Origin of the sequence: Citreicoccus inhibens (assembly GCF_019039035.1) — a bacterium.
Taxonomy (GTDB): Bacteria; Myxococcota; Myxococcia; order Myxococcales; family Myxococcaceae; genus Citreicoccus; species Citreicoccus inhibens.
In genome coordinates this window covers 571,727-590,437 of record NZ_JAHNZT010000001.1, presented here as the reverse complement: position 1 = coordinate 590,437, position 18,711 = coordinate 571,727, and the positions used below count along the sequence as shown (strand labels likewise).

Annotated in this window: 15 protein-coding genes; 7 read left to right on the top strand and 8 right to left on the bottom strand. The window is 69.4% G+C overall.

Annotation, left to right across the window (positions count from 1 at the left end; translation table 11 throughout):
* Positions 1 to 101 precede the first annotated feature (101 nt).
* Positions 102 to 1,229 (top strand): glutamate 5-kinase, encoded by a 1,128-nt coding sequence (gene proB / locus KRR26_RS02320; RefSeq protein ID WP_407931703.1) that lies wholly within the window; start codon positions 102 to 104, stop codon positions 1,227 to 1,229.
* 23 nt (positions 1,230 to 1,252) lie between these two features.
* Here proB and KRR26_RS02315 read toward each other — a convergent pair whose 3' ends face one another.
* Positions 1,253 to 1,723, bottom strand: a complete 471-nt coding sequence (locus KRR26_RS02315) for a hypothetical protein (RefSeq protein ID WP_120210296.1) — start codon at positions 1,721 to 1,723, stop codon at positions 1,253 to 1,255.
* 328 nt (positions 1,724 to 2,051) lie between these two features.
* On the opposite strand from KRR26_RS02315, the gene KRR26_RS02310 reads away from it, so the two are divergent.
* From KRR26_RS02310 to acnA, 6 genes are all read left to right on the top strand, one after another.
* Complete coding sequence (locus tag KRR26_RS02310) at positions 2,052 to 3,077, top strand: helix-turn-helix transcriptional regulator (protein WP_120210297.1); 1,026 nt, start codon at positions 2,052 to 2,054, stop codon at positions 3,075 to 3,077.
* Positions 3,074 to 4,000 (top strand): WYL domain-containing transcriptional regulator, encoded by a 927-nt coding sequence (locus tag KRR26_RS02305; protein WP_217079006.1) that lies wholly within the window; start codon positions 3,074 to 3,076, stop codon positions 3,998 to 4,000. The genes KRR26_RS02310 and KRR26_RS02305 overlap by 4 nt, the downstream gene beginning before the upstream one ends.
* A 24-nt stretch (positions 4,001 to 4,024) precedes the next feature.
* Positions 4,025 to 5,599, top strand: coding sequence for an FHA domain-containing protein (locus KRR26_RS02300; protein ID WP_120210299.1), 1,575 nt, complete (start codon positions 4,025 to 4,027; stop codon positions 5,597 to 5,599).
* Positions 5,600 to 5,691: 92 nt separating this feature from the next.
* Complete coding sequence (locus KRR26_RS02295) at positions 5,692 to 6,912, top strand: phospholipase D-like domain-containing protein (protein WP_217079005.1); 1,221 nt, start codon at positions 5,692 to 5,694, stop codon at positions 6,910 to 6,912.
* A gap of 110 nt (positions 6,913 to 7,022) precedes the next feature.
* A complete protein-coding gene (locus tag KRR26_RS02290) occupies positions 7,023 to 7,316 on the top strand; it encodes a hypothetical protein (protein WP_120210301.1) in 294 nt (97 codons plus the stop codon).
* Between the two features lie 168 nt (positions 7,317 to 7,484).
* Positions 7,485 to 10,217, top strand: coding sequence for an aconitate hydratase AcnA (gene acnA, locus KRR26_RS02285; RefSeq protein WP_120210302.1), 2,733 nt, complete (start codon positions 7,485 to 7,487; stop codon positions 10,215 to 10,217).
* A gap of 136 nt (positions 10,218 to 10,353) precedes the next feature.
* On the opposite strand, the gene KRR26_RS02280 is transcribed toward acnA, so the two are convergent.
* The 7 genes from KRR26_RS02280 to KRR26_RS02250 form a co-directional block, all read right to left on the bottom strand.
* Complete coding sequence (locus KRR26_RS02280; RefSeq protein WP_120210303.1) at positions 10,354 to 10,776, bottom strand: HD domain-containing protein; 423 nt, start codon at positions 10,774 to 10,776, stop codon at positions 10,354 to 10,356.
* Positions 10,777 to 10,889: 113 nt separating this feature from the next.
* Positions 10,890 to 15,347, bottom strand: coding sequence for a pilus assembly protein (locus KRR26_RS02275; protein ID WP_217079004.1), 4,458 nt, complete (start codon positions 15,345 to 15,347; stop codon positions 10,890 to 10,892).
* A gap of 27 nt (positions 15,348 to 15,374) precedes the next feature.
* On the bottom strand, positions 15,375 to 15,872 hold the full coding sequence (locus tag KRR26_RS02270; protein ID WP_120210378.1) for a hypothetical protein: 498 nt from the start codon (positions 15,870 to 15,872) through the stop codon (positions 15,375 to 15,377).
* 5 nt (positions 15,873 to 15,877) lie between these two features.
* Positions 15,878 to 17,041 (bottom strand): prepilin-type N-terminal cleavage/methylation domain-containing protein, encoded by a 1,164-nt coding sequence (locus tag KRR26_RS37570; protein ID WP_217079003.1) that lies wholly within the window; start codon positions 17,039 to 17,041, stop codon positions 15,878 to 15,880.
* Positions 17,038 to 17,595 (bottom strand): type IV pilus modification PilV family protein, encoded by a 558-nt coding sequence (locus tag KRR26_RS02260; protein ID WP_120210306.1) that lies wholly within the window; start codon positions 17,593 to 17,595, stop codon positions 17,038 to 17,040. The genes KRR26_RS37570 and KRR26_RS02260 overlap by 4 nt, the downstream gene beginning before the upstream one ends.
* On the bottom strand, positions 17,595 to 18,299 hold the full coding sequence (locus KRR26_RS02255) for a pilus assembly FimT family protein (protein WP_233577478.1): 705 nt from the start codon (positions 18,297 to 18,299) through the stop codon (positions 17,595 to 17,597). Before KRR26_RS02255 ends, KRR26_RS02260 begins: the two co-directional genes overlap by 1 nt.
* Positions 18,296 to 18,619 (bottom strand): pilus assembly protein N-terminal domain-containing protein, encoded by a 324-nt coding sequence (locus KRR26_RS02250; protein WP_158611578.1) that lies wholly within the window; start codon positions 18,617 to 18,619, stop codon positions 18,296 to 18,298. Before KRR26_RS02250 ends, KRR26_RS02255 begins: the two co-directional genes overlap by 4 nt.
* Positions 18,620 to 18,711 lie beyond the last annotated feature (92 nt).

Below are 18,711 nucleotides of genomic sequence, written 5' to 3'. Positions count from 1 at the left end.
GCCCGGCGGGTTTCATGACGGCCCCCCACCGGAATACCCGTGACCGCTGACAACACACGGGGCGCGCGCGTCCTTTCCGTTTCCGTCCTACGCTGCGCGACGTGAGCGTATCCGGACGCAAGGCCCTGCGTGGGGCTCGTCGCGTGGTGGTGAAGATTGGAACCAATGCCCTGACGTCCACGACGGGCCGGTTCAACCGTGAACACTTCGAGGCCCTGGGGCACGACCTCCTCTGGGCCGCGCAGGGCCGTGAGCTGGTGGTGGTGTCCAGCGGCGCCATCGCCTTGGGCGTCGAGCGGCTGGCGCTTCCCTCCCGCCCCAAGGACATCCCCGGCAAGCAGGCGTGCGCGGCGGTGGGGCAGAGCCGCTTGATGCAGGCCTACGAGGAGACGTTCGGTCGCGAGGGACGGGCCGTGGCCCAGGTCCTCCTCACCCACGAGGACGTCCAGGAGCGCCGCCGCTATCTCAACGTGAAGCACACGCTGGCGCGGCTGCTGGATGCTGGCGTGGTGCCCGTCATCAACGAGAACGACACCGTGTCGGTGGACGAGCTGAAGTTCGGCGACAACGACACCCTGGCCGGTCTGGTGGCGGGCGTGGTGGAGGCGGATGCCCTGGTCCTGTTGTCGGACGTGGAGGGCTTGTTCACCGCGGATCCCCGCCGTGATGACACCGCGCGTTTGATGGAATCCGTGGAGTCGGTGACGCCCGAGGTGCTCGCGCTGGCGGGTGGCACTTCCAGCGGCGTGGGGACCGGCGGAATGACGACCAAGGTGCGCGCGGCCGGGCAGGTCTCCGAGTTGGGCATCCCGTGCGTCATCACCTCGGGAGCGGTGCCCGGCCGGCTGAGGGCCGTGTTGGAGGGCGAGCCCGTGGGCACGCTGTTCGAGCCGTCTGGAGGTCGCCGCAGCGCGCGCACCGCCTGGATTGCCCATGCGCTGCGTCCCCGAGGCCGCATCCAGGTGGACGCGGGCGCGCGTGAGGCCATCGTCCAGCACAAGCGCAGCCTCCTGCCGAGCGGCGTGCGCGGCGTGGACGGCGACTTTGGCAGAGGGGACCCCGTGGACCTGGTGGACGGCACGGGGCAGGCGTTCGCGCGGGGCCTCAGCGCCTACGACGCCAACGAGCTTCGCCGCATCGCGGGCCACCACAGCTCGGACATTGAAGGGGTTCTGGGCTACCGCTACTTGGACGAGGCGGTGCACCGCGATGACCTGGCGGTGCTCTAGGCCCGATGGCCGCAGGGGGCCTCCTACATCGAGCAGGAGGCCGAGGTGACCGTGCCGTTGTCCTCGCCCAGGTCCATGAGCGCGCGGAACTCCGGCGAGTCCACCTTCATGAGCAGCAGCGAGACTTCCAACTCGCCCGGCACCCGGCCGAGCTGAAGCTTGCGCTCCTGGCCGTGCAGCAGGGCCAGCTCGGAGTGCCCGTGGGCCTCCGGCAGCGTGAGGTCCAACTCCAGGCGGAAGGAATTTCCCTCGCCCTTGGGTGTCAGTACCAGGCTGTAATCGGGGACGAGCGCACCCGGGATGCGGCGCTCGGCGCGCAGGATGCGGCCGGACTCGCCCAGCAGCTTGGGCTGCGCGATGAGCCGACCGTCTCGCCGGACCTCGAGGGCGAAATAGAGGGGCTCGTTGCGCGCGAGCGCGGGCGTGCCGACGAAGGCCAGCACCACCAGCACCAAGCCGGCGGCCCACTTCAGGAAGAGGGGGGTGTGATTCACGGTGGTCCCTCGGGAAGCAACCGTCCGTCGCGTCGGCCTCGTGACGGGCAGCCAGTGTGCGCCTGCCTCCTGGCGCTTCTCAAATCGAATATCGCTAAGGAATATCCCAGTCGCAGGCCGATCGCGAGCCCCACGTCCAAGGTCGTCCGATGCTTGCCGAACGAACGGCCTCGCACCTTGCGTTACCTGCTTGCTTGTTCAGGTGTTGGGGGCTACGGATCGCCCCGTGCAAACCCGCGCCCCAGGTTTTTCCCCGTCCTCACGCCCGGCTACTCGCGGGTCCCTTGATCTCCCGGGTCCTGTCCGTCATCGTCGCCGGTCTTCTCGAATGGACCGCACGGAACGCATCCTCGACCTCGTGGCCCTGCTGCTCGACGCCCGTGAACCCACCTCGTGGGCCGAGCTTCGGGAGCACTTCCCGTCCGACTATGGCGGCTCGGATGACGCTGCCGAGCGCAAGTTCGAGCGCGACAAGGCGGAACTCGTCGAACTGGGCTTCCCGCTGACCTACGTCCAGGGCGATGACGAGCGCCGCGACGGCTACATCGTCGACCGCGACGCCTACTACCTGCCCGAGGCGGACCTCTCCAAGGAGGAGCTGGCCGTCCTCTATGCGGCGGGTTCTGCCGCGCTGGCCTCTGGCGCGTTCCCGGGCCGGGACGACCTGGCGCACGCGCTGCGCAAGATTGGCTTCTTCGCTGGCGAGTCGCTGCCCACCCCTCGTGTGCGCATGGAGCTGGGCGCGGTCCAGGAGGGCCAGGAGAAGGAAGTCTCGGCCCGCCTGGAGCTGCTCTGGGATGCCTGCGCCACGCACAAGTGGGTGCAGCTCGTCTACGCGAGCCCCAAGCACCCGAGCGTCACCGAGCGCCGCGTGGACCCTTACGGACTCGCGCTGCGCCGTGGCGTCTGGACGCTCGTGGGGCACTGCCACCTGCGCGGCGGTCTGCGCGCCTTCCAGGTCCACCGCATCCGCGAGCTGAAGGTGAACACCGCCAAGCCACGCACGGCGGACTTCGAGGTGCCGGCGGACTTCTCGCTCGACGCGCACGTGGCGTACTTCCCGTGGCAGCACCGCATCCATGCGGTGGAGGAGGTCGTGCTGCGGCTGTCCGGCGCCCTGGCGTCTCGCGCGGCGGGGCTGTTCCCCGGCGCGGTGCTCGAGGCCGCTGAAGGTGGCGTCGTGCGGGCCCGCCTGCCCGTCACCTACCTGGATGGCCTCATCCGCTTCTGCCTGTCCCTCGGCGCGGACTGCCGGGTCGAGTCACCCGAGGGCGCCCGGTCTCGGCTGCACGACATGGCCACGCGGATTGTGGAGAAGCACGCCCCCGAGGTCGGGGACAAGGTGAGCGCATGAGCAACGTCCACGAGCGGCTGCGCCGCCTCTTGTTCCTCGTCCCGTACGTGTCCAAGCACCCCGGCGTGACGGTGGAGGCGCTCGCCCGCGCCCTCAACGTGAGCCGCGAGGACCTCCTGGAGGAGCTGGACCTGCTCACGTGCGTGGGCCGCCCGCCCTTCAACCCGGACGACTACATCGACATCTACGTGGACAATGACCGCGTCTACGTGGACCTCGACCAGCGCCTCTTCGCGCCGCCTCGGCTGACCGCGGGTGAGGCAGCGGCCCTGGCCGCCTCGGCGGAGTTGCTCCGCCCGGCCACGGGGGACGCGCTGCGCAGCGCGCTCCAGAAGTTGGAGGGCATCATCCCGCCCGCCGCGCTGGAGCGCTTCCGCGGCATGTACCGGAAGATTGACGCCTCCGCCGAGGCCCCCGAGGCGCTCGGGCCCCTCACTCGGGCCATCCTGGAGCGACGCGAGGTGATGTTCGACTACGCCAGCCCGGGACGCCCGTCGGAACCGCGCCGGGTGCGGCCGTACGAACTGCTCAGCCACCGAGGCCAGTGGTACCTCCAAGGCTTCTGCCACACGCGCCAGGACGCGCGCCTGTTCCGGCTGGACCGCATGGAGGCCCTCGCCGTCACGGACACGGCGTTCGAGCCGCCCCCCAACGCCCGGGCGGACGTCCCCAACCCCGCCCGCAGCCGGACCGAGGCGTCCGTGCGGGTGCGCTTCTCGCCCATCGCCGCTCCGTACGTGAAGGAGCGCTTTGGCCGTGACGCCCGCCCGCTCTCGGACGGGGGCGTGGAGGTGCTGGTCGCTGGCGACAGCGAGCGCTGGCTCACGCAGTGGGTGTTGTCATTCGGCGGCGAGGCGGAGGTGGTGGAGCCTCAGGCCGCCCGTGCCGCTGTTGCCCGCGCGGCACGTGCCTCTCTTGGATAAATTCGCTAGGCTTATCGAAAGCTCATGGCCTTCCAGCTGACGATCTCCGAAGGAAAAGATGCTGGCAAGGAGTTCGTCTTCGATCAGGACTCCGTGCTCATCGGTCGCACTTCCGAGTGCGATGTCGTGCTCTACGATCCGGGTGTGTCCCGTCGCCACTGTCGCATCTTCCTCGATGGAGATAGCTACATCGTGGAGGACGCGGGCAGCTCGAACGGCACCGTCGTCAACGGTTCGCAGGCGACGAGCCATCCGCTCGCGGACGGCGACACGCTGACGCTCGGTCCGGTGACCTTCGTCTTCGCGCTGGCGCAGGAGTCCACGACCGGCGAGGAAGAGGTCCCTGCCCAGGACGAAGCGAACAGCACGCGCATCGTCTCCGTGGACGCGCTGAAGCAGAAGCGCAACCGGGGCGGCTCGGCGCTCGCGCCCGCGGGGGCCGAGGAGCGGGAGCTGTCGAGCATCCGCGAGCAGTCCACGCGCATGGACCTGGCCGCCGTTCGGCCTTCTCGCGCTGCGCCATCCCAGTCGGGTGGGAGCGGGAGCCGCGCCGCGCTGGCGAAGGCCGCCCCCTCGGGGCCTCCGGCGACGCGTCGGCCCGCGGGTCCGGCGGCGGTGGCTCGGCCGGCGCCCGCGGCCAAGGGGGGCGGGTTGTCCGCGGCGGATCGCGCACGCATCCGTCGTGAGTCTCCGGGCCTCGTGGCCAACCTTCGGCTGTTCTGGGCGGAGGCTAGCTCGACGGTCCGCACGTCCATCATGGGCGGTGGCGTGGCCGTGGTGCTCGCGCTGTTCGGCGTGGCGTACTGGTTGGTGCTCGGCGGCAACGGCGACAAGCAGGCCAAGGGCGAAGAGCCCGTGCGCCTGAGTCAGCAGCCCATCACCGACTCGTTCGGCCTGGGGCCCGACGTGACGTGGAACCGCCCGGACATGAAGGTGTTCGAGTGGGAGTACACCGCCGCGACGCGCGCGGTCGTCATCCTCCACTACCAGGCCCAGAACATCTCCAAGGACGAGGTCGTGGTGAGCGTGAACGGCGTGGACGTGGGCAAGGTGCTCCCGGACACGCTGGGCAGCATGGACCGCTCGCTGGAGCTGATGATTCCGCCGCAGCAGCTCAAGAAGGGCGAGCCCAACCGCATCATCTTCGACAACACGAAGAATCCCCCGGGCGAGGACACCTGGCGCATCTGGAACGTGTGGGTCGAGAAGGCGCTGCTGCCGGAGCTGCCTCCCGCGCAGCTCGTGCAGGCGGCCTCGGACTCGTACAAGCGCGGGCGCAAGAACTTCGACACGCCGGACATCGGCGCGCGCAACCGCTACGAGGCTTGGAAGTCCTTCCGTGAGGCGTGGCTGATGCTGGAGGCCCACCCGGATCCGAAGCCCGACCTCTACTTCGAGGCGCAGGAGCGGATGAAGGCGGCCCAGCAGGAGCTGGACCGCACCTGCTCCAAGCTGCTGCTGGAGGTGGAGGGCTACTACAACCAGGGCAACTACAAGGCCGCCGCCTCCACGCTGGACCACATGAAGGAGTACTTCCCCGAGTACGACCAGCCCTGCGCCACCCGCGCGGAGAACAAGCGCATCGAGTACGGGCTGTAGTCCGGTCCAGGACAGCGCAACGGCCCTGGGGTCGTTGACGCGACGGTCGCGGGGTTGCCGCGCCGTCGCGTCATCCGCACCGTTGCCGCACCATGCGCGAGCTGGAGGTGCGGCACGAGACAGCCCCGGCGGTGGATGCAGACGCACCCCGTCCGGAGTGGAGCCCGGGCGTCTCCAGTCGGTTGCTGGCCCGGCACTACCTGCCTCGCGGCCACGCCATCCTCGGCGGCAACGCGTGCCAGCTCCTGCGCGACGGGGTGGAGGCGTACCCGGCGATGCTCGCGGCCATCCGCCGCGCGCGCCGGTACGTGCGGCTGGAGACGTACATGTTCATGGCCGACGCGGTGGGCGAGTTGTTCGGCCAGGCGCTCATCGAGGCTGCCGAGCGCGGCGTCCATGTGAAGGTGCTCTACGACGCGGTCGGCTCATGGACGAGTCGGCGCGGTTTCTTCGAGTCCCTGCGCCAGCGGGGCGTGGACATCCGCCCGTTCAAACCGTTCAGCCTGTCTCGCGGCCTGCGCCACCTGCTGACGCGAGACCACCGGAAGATTCTCGTGGTGGACGGGGAGTTGGCCTTCACCGGGGGCGTGAACATCGCGGAGCACTGGGCGCCCGAGGGCGAGTGCGCGCCCTGGCGCGACGACGTGCTGCGAATCGAGGGGCCCGCGGTGCACGAGTTGGAGCGCTGCTTCCTGGCCACGTGGCGCATGATGTTCCAGGACCGCTTCCAGCGCTGGGCCGGAGGACGCCGCCGTCGGCGGGCCGCGCCTCGGGCGGGCAACGTGAGCATGGCGGTGCTCTCCAGTCGCCGCAGCATCCACCGCGCCTATCTGCACGCCATCCACCGCGCGCGCCGCAGTGTCCTCATCGCGGCGGCCTACTTCGTGCCGGACCGTCGCATGGTCTCGGCGCTGCGGGACGCGGCGAGGCGCGGCGTGGAGGTGCGCTTGCTGCTCAACGCGCGCAGTGACCATCCCCTGCTGGAGCACGCCACCCGGGCCTTCTACGAGTCGCTCCTGTCCGCGGGCATCCACATCTTCGAGTGGACGCGCGGCGTGCTCCACGCGAAGACGGCCGTGGTGGATGGGGCCTGGGGGACCATCGGGTCGTTCAACCTGGAGCGGCTGAGCCTCGCCTTCAACCACGAGGTCAACGCGGTGTTCGCGGACGCCCGGCTGGGGCAGGAGCTGGAGGGAGCGTTTCGCACCGACTGTGAAGCCTGCCGCGAGGTCCGCCTGAGCGAATTCCGCCGCCGCCCGCTGTGGCGCAAGCTGCTGGAGCGCGTGCTCCAATTCATTCACGGATTGCTGTGAGTCGGCTGGCCTTGGATACGTGTTTTTCGCTATTTTCCTAAGTTGGCAAGAGGGCCATCCTCGGCACGAAATCCCGATGACCGGGCTTTCTGAGTCCCCGAGGTGCAGCCATGTCCGTGAAGCTTGTGAAGGGTCTCGTGGCCGTTGCGGCGCTGGTCCTCCCCGCTGGCAGCGCATTCGCGTACTGCCAGGAGGGGAATGTCTTTACGTGCACCTGTCCGGATGGCTCCGAGGGCATCGCGTATTGCGTGAACGCCCACGTGGGGCCCTGCCATTGTCGCGGCGGCATTGCGCCCGTGACCGAGGCGACGCCCGCGGAGGCCCCGGCCCAGGCGGACGAGGCGCTCGTCTGCGAGGCGCCCACCCCGCAGCCCGCCCCCGCGTCGGCGAGCACCCAGAGCTGATGGCCAGACGGGCCGTGGGCGGGGAAATCCACCCTGCCCGCGGTCCTCGCGCCGCCCTCGCCGGGACGGAGCGTCCGCTCACTGTCGGGGCTCGCAGGAACCCTTTGCAAGAGCGGGAAGAGGGGCCTAGAAGTCGCGGCATCCCGGCACGGAAGGACGGCAAGGAACATGACGGATAGCTTCGGCACGAAGGCCCAGCTCAAGGTGGGCGCGGCCACTTACGACTTCTTCAGCCTGGCCAAGCTGGCCAAGGCGAACCCCTCGGTGAACCGGCTCCCGTTCTCCCTGAAGGTGCTGCTGGAGAACCTGCTGCGCAACGAGGACGGGCGCGTGGTCAAGCGCGAGCACATCGAGAAGATGCTCGCCTGGGACCCCAAGGCCCAGCCCGACGTGGAGATTTCCTTCCACCCCGCGCGCGTGCTCCTCCAGGACTTCACGGGCGTGCCCGCCGTCGTGGACATGGCCGCCATGCGTGAGGCGCTCGCCTCCATGGGCGGTGACCCCGCGAAGATCAACCCGCGCAACCCGGCCGACCTGGTCATCGACCACTCGGTGCAGATCGACTCCTTCGCCACCACCGCGGCCTTCAAGGAGAACGCGGAGCTGGAGTTCGAGCGCAACCGCGAGCGCTACGCGTTCCTGCGCTGGGGCCAGAGCGCGTTCAAGGGCTTTGGCGTCGTTCCTCCGGACATCGGCATCTGCCATCAGGTCAACCTCGAGTACCTGGCCCAGGTGACGTTCCGTCAGGGCACCACAGTGTACCCGGACACGCTGGTGGGCACGGACAGCCACACCACGATGATCAACGGCCTGGGCGTGGTGGGCTGGGGCGTGGGCGGCATCGAGGCCGAGGCCGCGCTGCTCGGTCAGCCCATCACCATGCTGATTCCGCAGGTCGTGGGCTTCAAGCTCACCGGCCAGCTGCCCGCCGGCGCCACCGCCACGGACCTGGTGCTCACCGTCACGCAGATGCTTCGCAAGAAGGGCGTGGTGGGCAAGTTCGTGGAGTTCTACGGCGCGGGGCTCAAGAGCCTGTCGCTGCCGGACCGCGCGACCATCGCGAACATGGCGCCCGAGTACGGCGCCACCATCGGCTTCTTCCCGGTGGACGAGGAGAGCCTCAACTACCTGCGCTTCACGGGGCGCCCGGACGACGTGGTCGCCCTCACCGAGTCCTACGCCAAGGAGCAGGGCCTGTGGCGCAAGGATGACGCGCAGGACCCCGTGTTCAGCGACACGCTGGAGCTGGACCTGGCCTCCATCGTGCCCAGCCTCGCGGGCCCCAAGCGTCCGCAGGACCGCGTGCCCCTGAAGGACATGAAGGCCGGCTACGAGAAGTCGCTCGTGGAGATGCTGGCCGCCGGCAAGAGCAAGGGCGAGGACGACGAGGGCGGCGGCAAGGCCAAGGCGCCCGCGGCCCCCGTGCCCCCGGAGCGGCTGGCCCAGTCGGTCACCGTGAAGAACGGCCGGGAGAGCTACCAGCTCGGCCACGGCGCGGTCGTCATCGCGGCCATCACGTCCTGCACCAACACGTCCAATCCGGCCGTGCTGGTGGCCGCGGGCATCCTGGCGAAGAACGCCGTGGAGCGCGGCCTCAAGCCGAAGCCGTGGGTGAAGACGAGCCTGGCCCCGGGCAGCCGCGTGGTGACCGAGTACCTGCGCGACGCCGGCCTCCTGCCGTACCTGGAGGGCGTGGGCTTCCATGTCGTGGGCTACGGCTGCACCACGTGCATCGGGAACTCGGGCCCGCTGCCCGAGACGGTGTCCAACGCCGTCACCGAGGGCGACCTCGTGGTGGCCGCGGTGCTCTCCGGCAACCGCAACTTCGAGGGCCGCATCAACCCGCACGTGCGCATGAACTACCTGGCCAGCCCGCCGCTGGTGGTGGCCTACGCGCTCGCCGGTGAGGTGGGGCTGGACCTGGACACGCAGCCCTTGGGCATCGACCCGAACGGCCGCCCCGTGTTCCTCAAGGACATCTGGCCGAAGGACGAGGAGATCCGCGCGGCCATCAAGTCCGCCGTGAAGCCCGAGCAGTTCCGCCACCAGTACGCCAACGCGATGGAGGGCGACACGCTCTGGAAGCAGCTCCAGGTGAGCAAGGGCTCCACGTTCCAGTGGGAGCCCAAGTCCACCTACGTGCGCAAGCCGCCCTTCTTCGAGAACCTCCCGAAGGAGCCCAAGGCCACGCAGGACATCAAGGGCGCTCAGGTGCTGGCGCTCCTGGGGGACTCCGTGACGACGGACCACATCTCGCCCGCCGGCAACATCGCCAAGGCGAGCCCCGCGGCCAAGTACCTCATGGCCGAGGGCGTGGAGCCCAAGGACTTCAACTCCTACGGCGCGCGCCGCGGCAACCACGAGGTGATGGTGCGCGGCACCTTCGCCAACATCCGCCTGAAGAACCTGCTCGTCCCGGGCGTGGAGGGTGGCGTCACCGTCCACATCCCCACCGGCGAGCAGATGAGCATCTACGACGCCTCCATGAAGTACCAGGCGGATGGCAAGGCGCTGGTGGTGCTGGCCGGCGCCGAGTACGGCACGGGCTCCAGCCGTGACTGGGCCGCCAAGGGCACGCAGCTGTTGGGCGTCAAGGCGGTCATCGCCAAGAGCTTCGAGCGCATCCACCGCTCGAACCTCGTGGGCATGGGCGTGCTGCCCCTCCAGTTCGAGGCGGGTCAGGACGCGCAGTCGCTCGGCCTCACGGGCCGTGAGACGTTCGAGATCACCGGCATCGCGGACAACCTCGCTCCGCAGAAGAAGCTGACCGTGAAGGCGACGGGCGCGAACGGCACCAAGGAGTTCACCGCCGTGTGCCGCATCGACACGCCGAACGAGCTCGACTACTACCGCCACGGCGGCATCCTGCAGTTCGTGCTGCGCCAGCTCGCCAAGGCGTAACGCACGGACGCCTCGAGGCGTCTCATCCGCGGCCCGGTGTGCCTTCGTGGCGCGCCGGGCCGTGGTGTTTCAGGGCCCGACTTCCGCGTCCATGCGCCGCGAAGATGTCGCCGGACGCGGCGTGAGGAGTGGTTCGTCAGGTCTCCAGCAGTCGCGACCACGCGGCGCGGTAGCGTGCGAGCCGCTCCAGGTCTCGCTCGGTGACGGCGCTCAAGCGGCGCACGTCCATGTTGTCCTCCAGGTCCGCCAGCTTCACGCGACGCGCGAGCGGGTGGGGCCGCAGCCGTTCGATGAAGGCCTCGTAGGTTTCGCCCTTGCGGCGCGTGAGGCAGTCCAGCGCGCTGAGCACCTCCTCGCCATAGCCCAGCTGGCGGAGCTTCTCGGGCGTGTAGGGCGTGTCCTCGACGACGTCGTGCAGCACCGCGACGGTGCGCTCCAGGTCGGAGTGCACGCGGAACATCACCCGCAGCGGGTGGAGGATGTAGGGCTGGCCCGCCTTGTCGCGCTGGCCTTGGTGCGCCGCCGTGGCGAGCGCGATGGCATCTTCGAGTGAGGGCATGGGCGAAGTATGCCGCGCCCCGCGCACGAAGGGGGGCGGCGAAACGACACGGCCCGGCGCGCCGCGAGGGCGCACCGGGCCGCGAGACATCCTGTTCAATCAGCGCCGCGGACTCAGGGCGCCGCCGCGCAGCGAGACGGATCCACGTGACGGCACTCGTGTTGATCTCGCGTCAGCGGCAGCTCGTAGATGTTCTGGAGCACGTCGCTGCTCTGGCTCACATCCACCGTGGTGGCCTGCTTCTTCCCGGGCTCCTGGAGGACCGTGCTGTACTTCACCTTGCCGCCCGGAGAGACCATGACCGCCGTGGCGGGCTCCGGAGGCGGCGCGAGCACCGTGCGCTCCTGGTAGCGGGTGTAGCCGCCCGCCTGCTTGAAGGACGCGGCGCAGTTGGGCGCGCCCGTGATGAAGTCCGCCTGGAAGAAGCGGCTCTTGGCCGCGGAGCTGCTGCACACCGCGGTGTCGTTGGACGGGAACAGCGAGTTCCACAGCGTGCAGCTCGCCACGGTGGACGCGCCGCCCGCTGTCTTGTGCGCCAGGCCATCCGTGTACTCGACGAACCAGCCCGCCCCCGAGCGCGTGGCCATGGCACCCGTACACGCGCCAGACGTGCCGCAGGTGGTGTTCGTCACGTCCACCAGGTCTCCCTCGGTGGGCTTTGAACTGTTGCGGTCCGTGAGGCGCCGGTCATCGAAGACGCTGGCCGTCAGCGGGCCGCCCGGCGAGTAGGTGCCGAGCCCCTCATCGAACGTCTGGTTGGGGCCGCCGTAGACGCGCACACCGTAGAAGCGGTTCTTGCCCAGGCCCGTCAGCGCGGCTCCGGGGATGGTGAGGTCCAGGTCCGAGTACATGGTGTCGGACGTCGAGGTGACCTCGCAGCGGAAGTACCCCTCGGGCGTGCGGCCGCAGGCCGCGGACTTCGGGCGCAGGTTCACGTAGCCGCCCGCGGGTCCGCCCGGGCAGCCCAGCACCTGCTCCTTGGTGAAGGAGGCCGTCACCACCGTGTCGCCTGGGTTGCCGCAGTCCGGCTGCGAGGACGTGTTCGTCGAGAGGTCGACCGTGTTGAGCTCGCCCGACTGCCAGAGGTGCCGCGAGTGGAGGACGTTGAGTCCCTTGCGGTTGATGGCGTAGTCCGTCTCCACCTGCGTGCACTGGTACTTCGCGCAGGCCTGCGGATTGTCGAAGCGGCAGCCGCCCGCGTTCGCGTCGAGCAGCGAGTAGCGGTCACCCGTGCCCACGAGGGCGCGCATCACGCCCTCGTCCGCCTGGATGCCAATGGAGGGCACGTAGAAGAAGGGCGACACGTTGCGGATGCTGGTGCTGCCTGCACCGCTCGATGCATCGCGGTCCTGTTGGAAGGCTCGGGCCGCGCTCCAGTTGCCGATGAGCTTCGTGGACGAGTCCACCGTGCCCACGGTGGACATGCGCGCTACCCAGAGTTGGCCGCGCATGTCTCCGAAGACGGCGGTGTCGAAGAAGCCGTCCGCCTCCACGCGGCCATTCGCTCCGAAGTCCACCAGCGCGACAGGGGCCACCACGCCATCGGTGAGCGCTCGGCTCGGGCTCTTCTGCTGACCGGAGGCGGTCGGGTTGAACTCGAACTTCCACCAGAGGTTGTCGTCTCGGCCGTTCACCTGCGGCTCCCACGCGTCCACCATGTACACGCCGCGGCCCTTCTCCTGCGAAGGAGACCAGCCGCCAGACAGCGCCACCATCCAGCGCTCCTGGGCGGGGCTGCCATAGCGGGTTGGATCCGATGAGGTGCCCTGCACCAGCAGCGGCCCCACGGGCGGCGGCTTGGGGCTGAGGGCGAACAGCGTCTTGCCGAACAGCGCGGCCTCGGCCGAGTCCGGCTGCGGATACATCCACCGCAGCTTCGGGGCCTGGAACTGGTTGGACGCGTCCGCCGTCAGCTCCAGCGCGAGGTAGTGAACGCCGCCGCGCCCCTCGGACAAGATGGCCAGCGTGTGGAACTCGTTCGACTGCTTCTTGCTGTCGCTCGGCGTGCCGCCCGAGCCGTCCGCCCAGATGTCGCGGACCATGATGTCGCCGTCCACGTAGTAGTTGTGGCCGGACGCCAGCTCGTGCAGTCGCGACAAGAGGTCGGGAGGAATGAAGGCCCAGACCTCATCGCCGTTGCTGGGGGCATAGGACACCATGGGGAGGCCGCCCACGCAGGTCTCCGAGGCCGTGCTGTCCCGGAAGGCATGCAGCATGCCGTCGTTGGCGCCCACCAGCACCAGCTTGTCTCGCAGACGGTTGCGGCTCAGGTACGCATCGTAGGCATCCACCATGAGCGTGTTGCCGCAGCGGGTGATGGTCTCGTTCACGAGCGGCGTGGCGACCACGCCCAGCTGCTGGCTGTAGAGCGTGCGCGCGCACTGGTTGTGCAGACCCATGTCGCAAATGAACTTGTCCACCGGCGGATCCACCACGACGGGAGACGAGTGGAAGATGTCGCCCAGCACGGAGATGCGGGGCTCGGTGCGGTTGCCGTCCTCGTCCTCATCGGCCAGGTCCTTGCCGCGCACGTACTCGATGAGCGTGCGAACACAGAGCGAGTCGAGCCAGGCCTGGTTCATCACCGGGGGCGCGGTGAGGCCCACGGCGGTCGCCGCATCCGTGAGGCTGATCTTGAGGCTGCCGAGCAGGCTGCCGTCATCGATGTCCAACGGCGACAGCGTCAGGAGCTTCGGGCAGACGCCCGTGCCCAGCACGCCCAGGTAGTCCTGGAGGGTGGCCGCGTTGGCCTTGGAGAACTCGATGACGGAGTCGTCGGAGGTGATGCGACCGTCGTGGTTCGAGTCCGTCACCGTGTAGATTTTTCGCCAGTCCGTGGGGTGCGCCAGCAAGCCGCGACGGGCCTCCCAGTACTGACGCGCGGGCGTGCTGGTTCCGTCCTTCACGAACGCGCCGTTGTTGTCCTCCACGACGACGTCCTGGTCCTGGTCCACGACGAAGATGTCCGCCTTGTCGCCGTCGCCGTTCTTGTCCACGTCCTGCACGAACTCGTTGAACTGGTTGAAGCGCCAGAGGTCGCCCTTCCACGCGGCGTTGGACTGGCCCGGGGCCAGGCGCGGCATCAGCGCGCTGAGCGTGGAGTTTCCCGTCTGGAACGAGGAGATGGCGGCCGAGGCGAACGAGATGTTGCGGCTCTGCACGTCATCGACGATGGACTGGAGCGCCGTCTTGAGCTGGCTGGAGTTGGTGGCCGCGTAGAACTTGCCGGTGCCGGCCTGCGCTGTCGTCCGCAGCAGGTTGAGGGCCTGCGTGTTCGTCAGCGCGAAGCCGACGGTGTACGTGGCGACGGGCTGCGAGCCGGGCAGCTCGGGGCGCATGTCGTGGGTGGCCATCCACTTGGCAATGCGGTGGATGTGGCTGGCGCTGCCGCCGCTGTTGGCGCCTTGGGCCGCCGCGGAGCAGTTCACGCACGGCACATCCAGGTTGCGGATGGCCGCGGGGGGCTGCGCGCTGTCGTCGCCCGGCTCGTTGGGCTCGCCGTCCGTGAGGAGGATGATGGAGTTGAAGCCGCAGGTGAAGCAGATGGAGGACTGTCCCGCGGGGTTCGAGTCATTGAAGCCGCTGTCCGAGGGATAGGAGCCGAACCATCCGGGGAACGGATCCGTCCCGCTGGAGCGCATGTAGTAGCTGGCGCCCCAGAGCACCTGCGTGAGGGGCGTGTTGGTGTTGAACCGCAGGCCCGCGTTCATCTTGGTCAGCAGGTTGCCCCGATAGGTGGTGCGTGCCACCAGGCTGGTGGAGTCCGTGCACGACGGCCCGAAGGGCGCGAAGCGCACCACATCCCAGCCGGCCCACTGCACCGTGCCAGTGGCGCCGCTGCCCGCGGAGAAGGTCATGATGCCGAAGCGCGCGTTGGGCGAATCGTTGATGACCTGGGAGATGACGTTGACGGCCGAGTGGCCGCGCGGCGAGTAGAAGTTGAGGAAGTTGCCCGTGGCCAGCCGGCGATCCGTCCGGTACTGGAAGTAGCCGCGTGTCTGGAGGCACGCGCGGCACGCGGACAGCGCGCTGGCGGAGTTGCCCGTGACATCGTTGCACGCGGTGGTGATGTTGGTGTTGATGGTCGTGCCGGTGGGCGGCTGGTCGAAGCGCATGGGATTGTTGTTCATCCCAAAGCTGACCTGTCCCGCGCTGCCCGTGCCGTCGAAGCGATAGAAGGTCGAGGGCTCGAACCAGTTCGAGGTCTTCGTGTTCAGCGACGTCCACATGCGTGGGTACGTGACGCTGGGGTCGTAGTTGAGCGCGTTGATGTTTTCCTGGCGGCAGCCCGGGTCGGTGCCGGTGGACGACTTGTTGTACGTGTACGTGTCGTCGTTCTTCCAGGCGATGGGCCACTGCGCCATCGAGCCGGACGTGTCCAGGATGATGAGGATGTTGGGCGGGCCGCTGGGCGCGGTGAAGAAGCGCTCATCGCTTCCACGCGCGGGGTTGAGCAGGCCGTCCAGGCGAGAGGTGGACTGGAGGGTGCACGCCGCCGGGTCGAGCGCGTGCGCGGGGGACGCGAGCAGGATGACCGCCAGCGCCGAGAGGGCAGACAGGAGAACCTTCATGGTGGCTCCGGTGGAAGGCGAAGGGGGTTACAGCCCGAATCGGAAGAGGAACTCGGTCTCGGCCTGGCGACCGCCGGGCTCGTCACACATGACGACCACGCGGTAGTAGGCGCCGCCGAGCGGACCGGCGCGCAGCGTGTTGGCCGCGTCGCTCACCTGGTTGGAAGAGCTGCTGACCGTGCTGGAGGGGATGTCCGTGGCCGTGGCGATGCTGCCCACGGCGCCCAGGTGGCCCGTGCGCAGCGTGCTGCGGTCCGAGGCCGTCGCATCATCCGGGAGCACCTGCTCCAGCTTGAGGTCCGTGATGCGGACGGCCGAGCCGAAGACGCGCAGCCGTGACAGCAGGTAGCGCCTCGCCGTCTCCGAGCAGGCGCTCGTGCGGTCGCCGCGGGCCTTGGCCATGGCGGCGGACTGGTTGCGGCCCGTGAAGGCGATGGCGCCCACCACGAGCAGCAGCAGCACGGCGATGGCGATGAGCGTGAATGCCAGGGCGCTGCCCCGGCGGGAGGGAAGTCGTCGGTGCATGGCCATCATCCTCCCCAGAGGTTCTTCTGGTCCTGGGGATTGTCGGGGTTGCGGAGCGCGGGGATGAAGAAGGCGCGAGACGTCATGTTGGGCACGCGCACGGACGACTCGAGCGTGGTGCGGAAGTACGCGTCCGGCGCGCCCGGCGCGGGGGAGTTGCCCAGCAGTCGTGCCGCGCTCAGCGCCCGGGTGGGCATCAGCCGCGACGAGCGCACGGTGATGCCCACGCGCACGGCGCGGATGTTGGCGGGATTCCCGTTGAAGCGCGTCGCGCTGTCATACGGCGTGTCATAGGTGGGGGCCGCGTCTCCGGGGCGAGGCAGCGCGTCAGCGCCCGTCGTGTCGCCGAACACCCAGTTGCCGTTGCCATCCGATGGCGCCTGCGCGGCGCAGCACGTCGAGTCCGAGGGCGGGCGGTTCATGATGTAGCTGACCTGGAAGTTCTCCACGTCCACGGCGAGCGGATCCGAGTCCGCGTCGGCCTGCCAGCCGTGCTGCACGACGAGGTAGGGCCTGCCGCCGAAGGGAAGGACGCGCAGCCGTCGCTCGTGCACGAGCATGACGAAGGGCGCGTCACCGCCGGCGGCGCCCAGGCACGCCGGCGGCGCCTGGCCCGCGATGGCCGCGGTCAGCGTGGCGGTGTTGGCGGTCGCGGCGACGTCCGCGTCCAGGCGGCCCAGGAAGTTCATCGCGCCGCCCGGGCAGGCCAGCATCAAGGCCTGGCCCGCGCGCAGCGACTCGTCGAAGTGCGTGGCCGCATCGAGCGTGAGCGTGAAGGGCGGACCCCCGCCGCCGAGGCGCCCTCGCCGGAGGTACGCCGGGTCCCGGTAGCGGAAGGCCAGGTCGTCCGTGATGAAGGTGCCCCAAGCGGAAGGGCCCGCCAGCGTCTCGGAGTAGTTGTCCTTGGTGGAGCCAGGGATGGTCGCGGTGGTGAAGTCGAACGCGAGCGACGGATCCAATCCGTAGCCCGCGAGCCGCACCGTGCGCTCGACGTAGTCCATGGCCACGCGCCCGTTCTCCACCGCCTGCTTGGAGACGCTGTGGCCATTGAAGGTGTTGTTGACCGCGATGACGGTGGCGGCCACCGCGAGCAACACCAGCGAGCTGACGGTGATGCCCACGAGGATTTCGACGAGCGTGAAGCCCGTGCGACGCGAAGCCCGCCTCACAGCTCCACCCCCGCGCCGTTCACCGCTGGGTTGTAGAGGGCCACGAACTGCTTCACGAAGCGCCGCGAGCCACCGCTGCGGAACGACACCACCACGGCCACCGTGTCGATGTCTGTCAGGGTGGTCCACACGAGCACGCGTCGGTAGAGCTCGCGCTCCTCCGGGGCATAGCCGGGGACGAGGTCGCTCACGTCGGGCGCGGCGTCCTCGAAGGCATCCAGGTCGATGACGCAAGCGCCTGGGAGCGTTTCAAGCCCGTCCGCGAGCTCCCGCACGGTGGCGACCGAACTGCACCGCGAGGCGTGCATCGGCCCGGTGGTGGCGAGGAGCCGGGCCCGGCCCTGCATCTGCAGTCCCGCGCGGACCTGCTGCGCGATGGCGCTGGCCTGCGAGAGACGGCCCGCGCTCGTGTTCTGCTGGCTGGCGAGGACGAGCCCGCCGAACGCGCCGGAGATACCAAGAGCGAGGATGGCGGAGGCCGCCAGGCCCTCGATGAGCGTGACGCCACGGCGCGCCGCCGAGCGTCGGAGGAGGGAGGAGGACGCGGGCTTCATCAGCGGAACCTCGTTTCGATGAATCCAACCGGGCCGGAGATGGCGAAGAGGAACTCGCTCGAGCTGTCCGCGGCGACGATTCCCAGCGCGGCGGCTCGGCCCGCGGCGCCCGCGCCGATGGGCACGACGGCGGCGCCCATTCCGTCCACGAAGCGCGCCGAGCCATCGGGCCGGAAGATGATGGCGCCGCGGCGAGGCGTGCCGCTGCAGAAGCTGCACGGCGAGGCGGGGAGCGCGGCGAAGATGCCGTCGAACGCGATGCCGCCCGCGACACCGAAGCGCACGCTGCGACGCGTGTACTTGTCCAGGTAGTTGGCTTCGATCAGCCGGCCCTGACTCGCGGCGGGCTGGATGGCGTTGGGCGGAAGGAAGGAAGAGAAGCGCAGCTCGCCCGGAACCGCGGCGGCGGAGCCGAAGTTCATCTGCCGGTCCTCCAGCATGAACCAGGCACCCGAGCCCGTGCCGCTCGTGCCCTCGGGATCAATGTCCGGATAGATGATGACCCAGACATCCTCGGTGCGCGCCACCGCGCGGGCGCGAGCCTCGGAGAGCGCGCTGGTCAGGTCGTTGGAGGCGCGCGTGGGGCCGCTGCGTGCGCCCATGCCCTCGACCGTGGCGTAGGAGCCCGCGGCCAGCAGCGCGATGATGGCGACGACGATGACCAGCTCCAGCAGCGTCATGCCGCGAGCGCCGGCACCCCTCACCGCGTCACCTCGACGGTCATGCGCAGGGGCCGTGTGCCCTTGCGCCACACGAGCAGCGTCGTCGTGCCCGGGCTCAGGCCATTGATGCCAATCTGGTCCGGCTCGGTGATGCCGGCCTGCGCGGTCTCAGGGGCGCTGACCTGCACGCGCTCGGCGCCGCGCACCGTGAGGGCCACGTCGTGGTCCTTCTGCACGTGGACCGTTTCGGAGGCGACCTCTGCCGTCGCGGCGGCCTGGGTGAACTCAGCGGGTTCTGCCCACGCGACAGGCGCCAGCAAGGCCAGGCAGAGCGGAGCCCAGCGCCACGCTCGCGACGACACCGACCGTGCGTGCGCGTGACAGGGCGTGCAGGGAGAGGAGACGGAATGGAGGGGGGCCATGGGTGGCGCCCTGGTTTGCACGCACCGTGCCC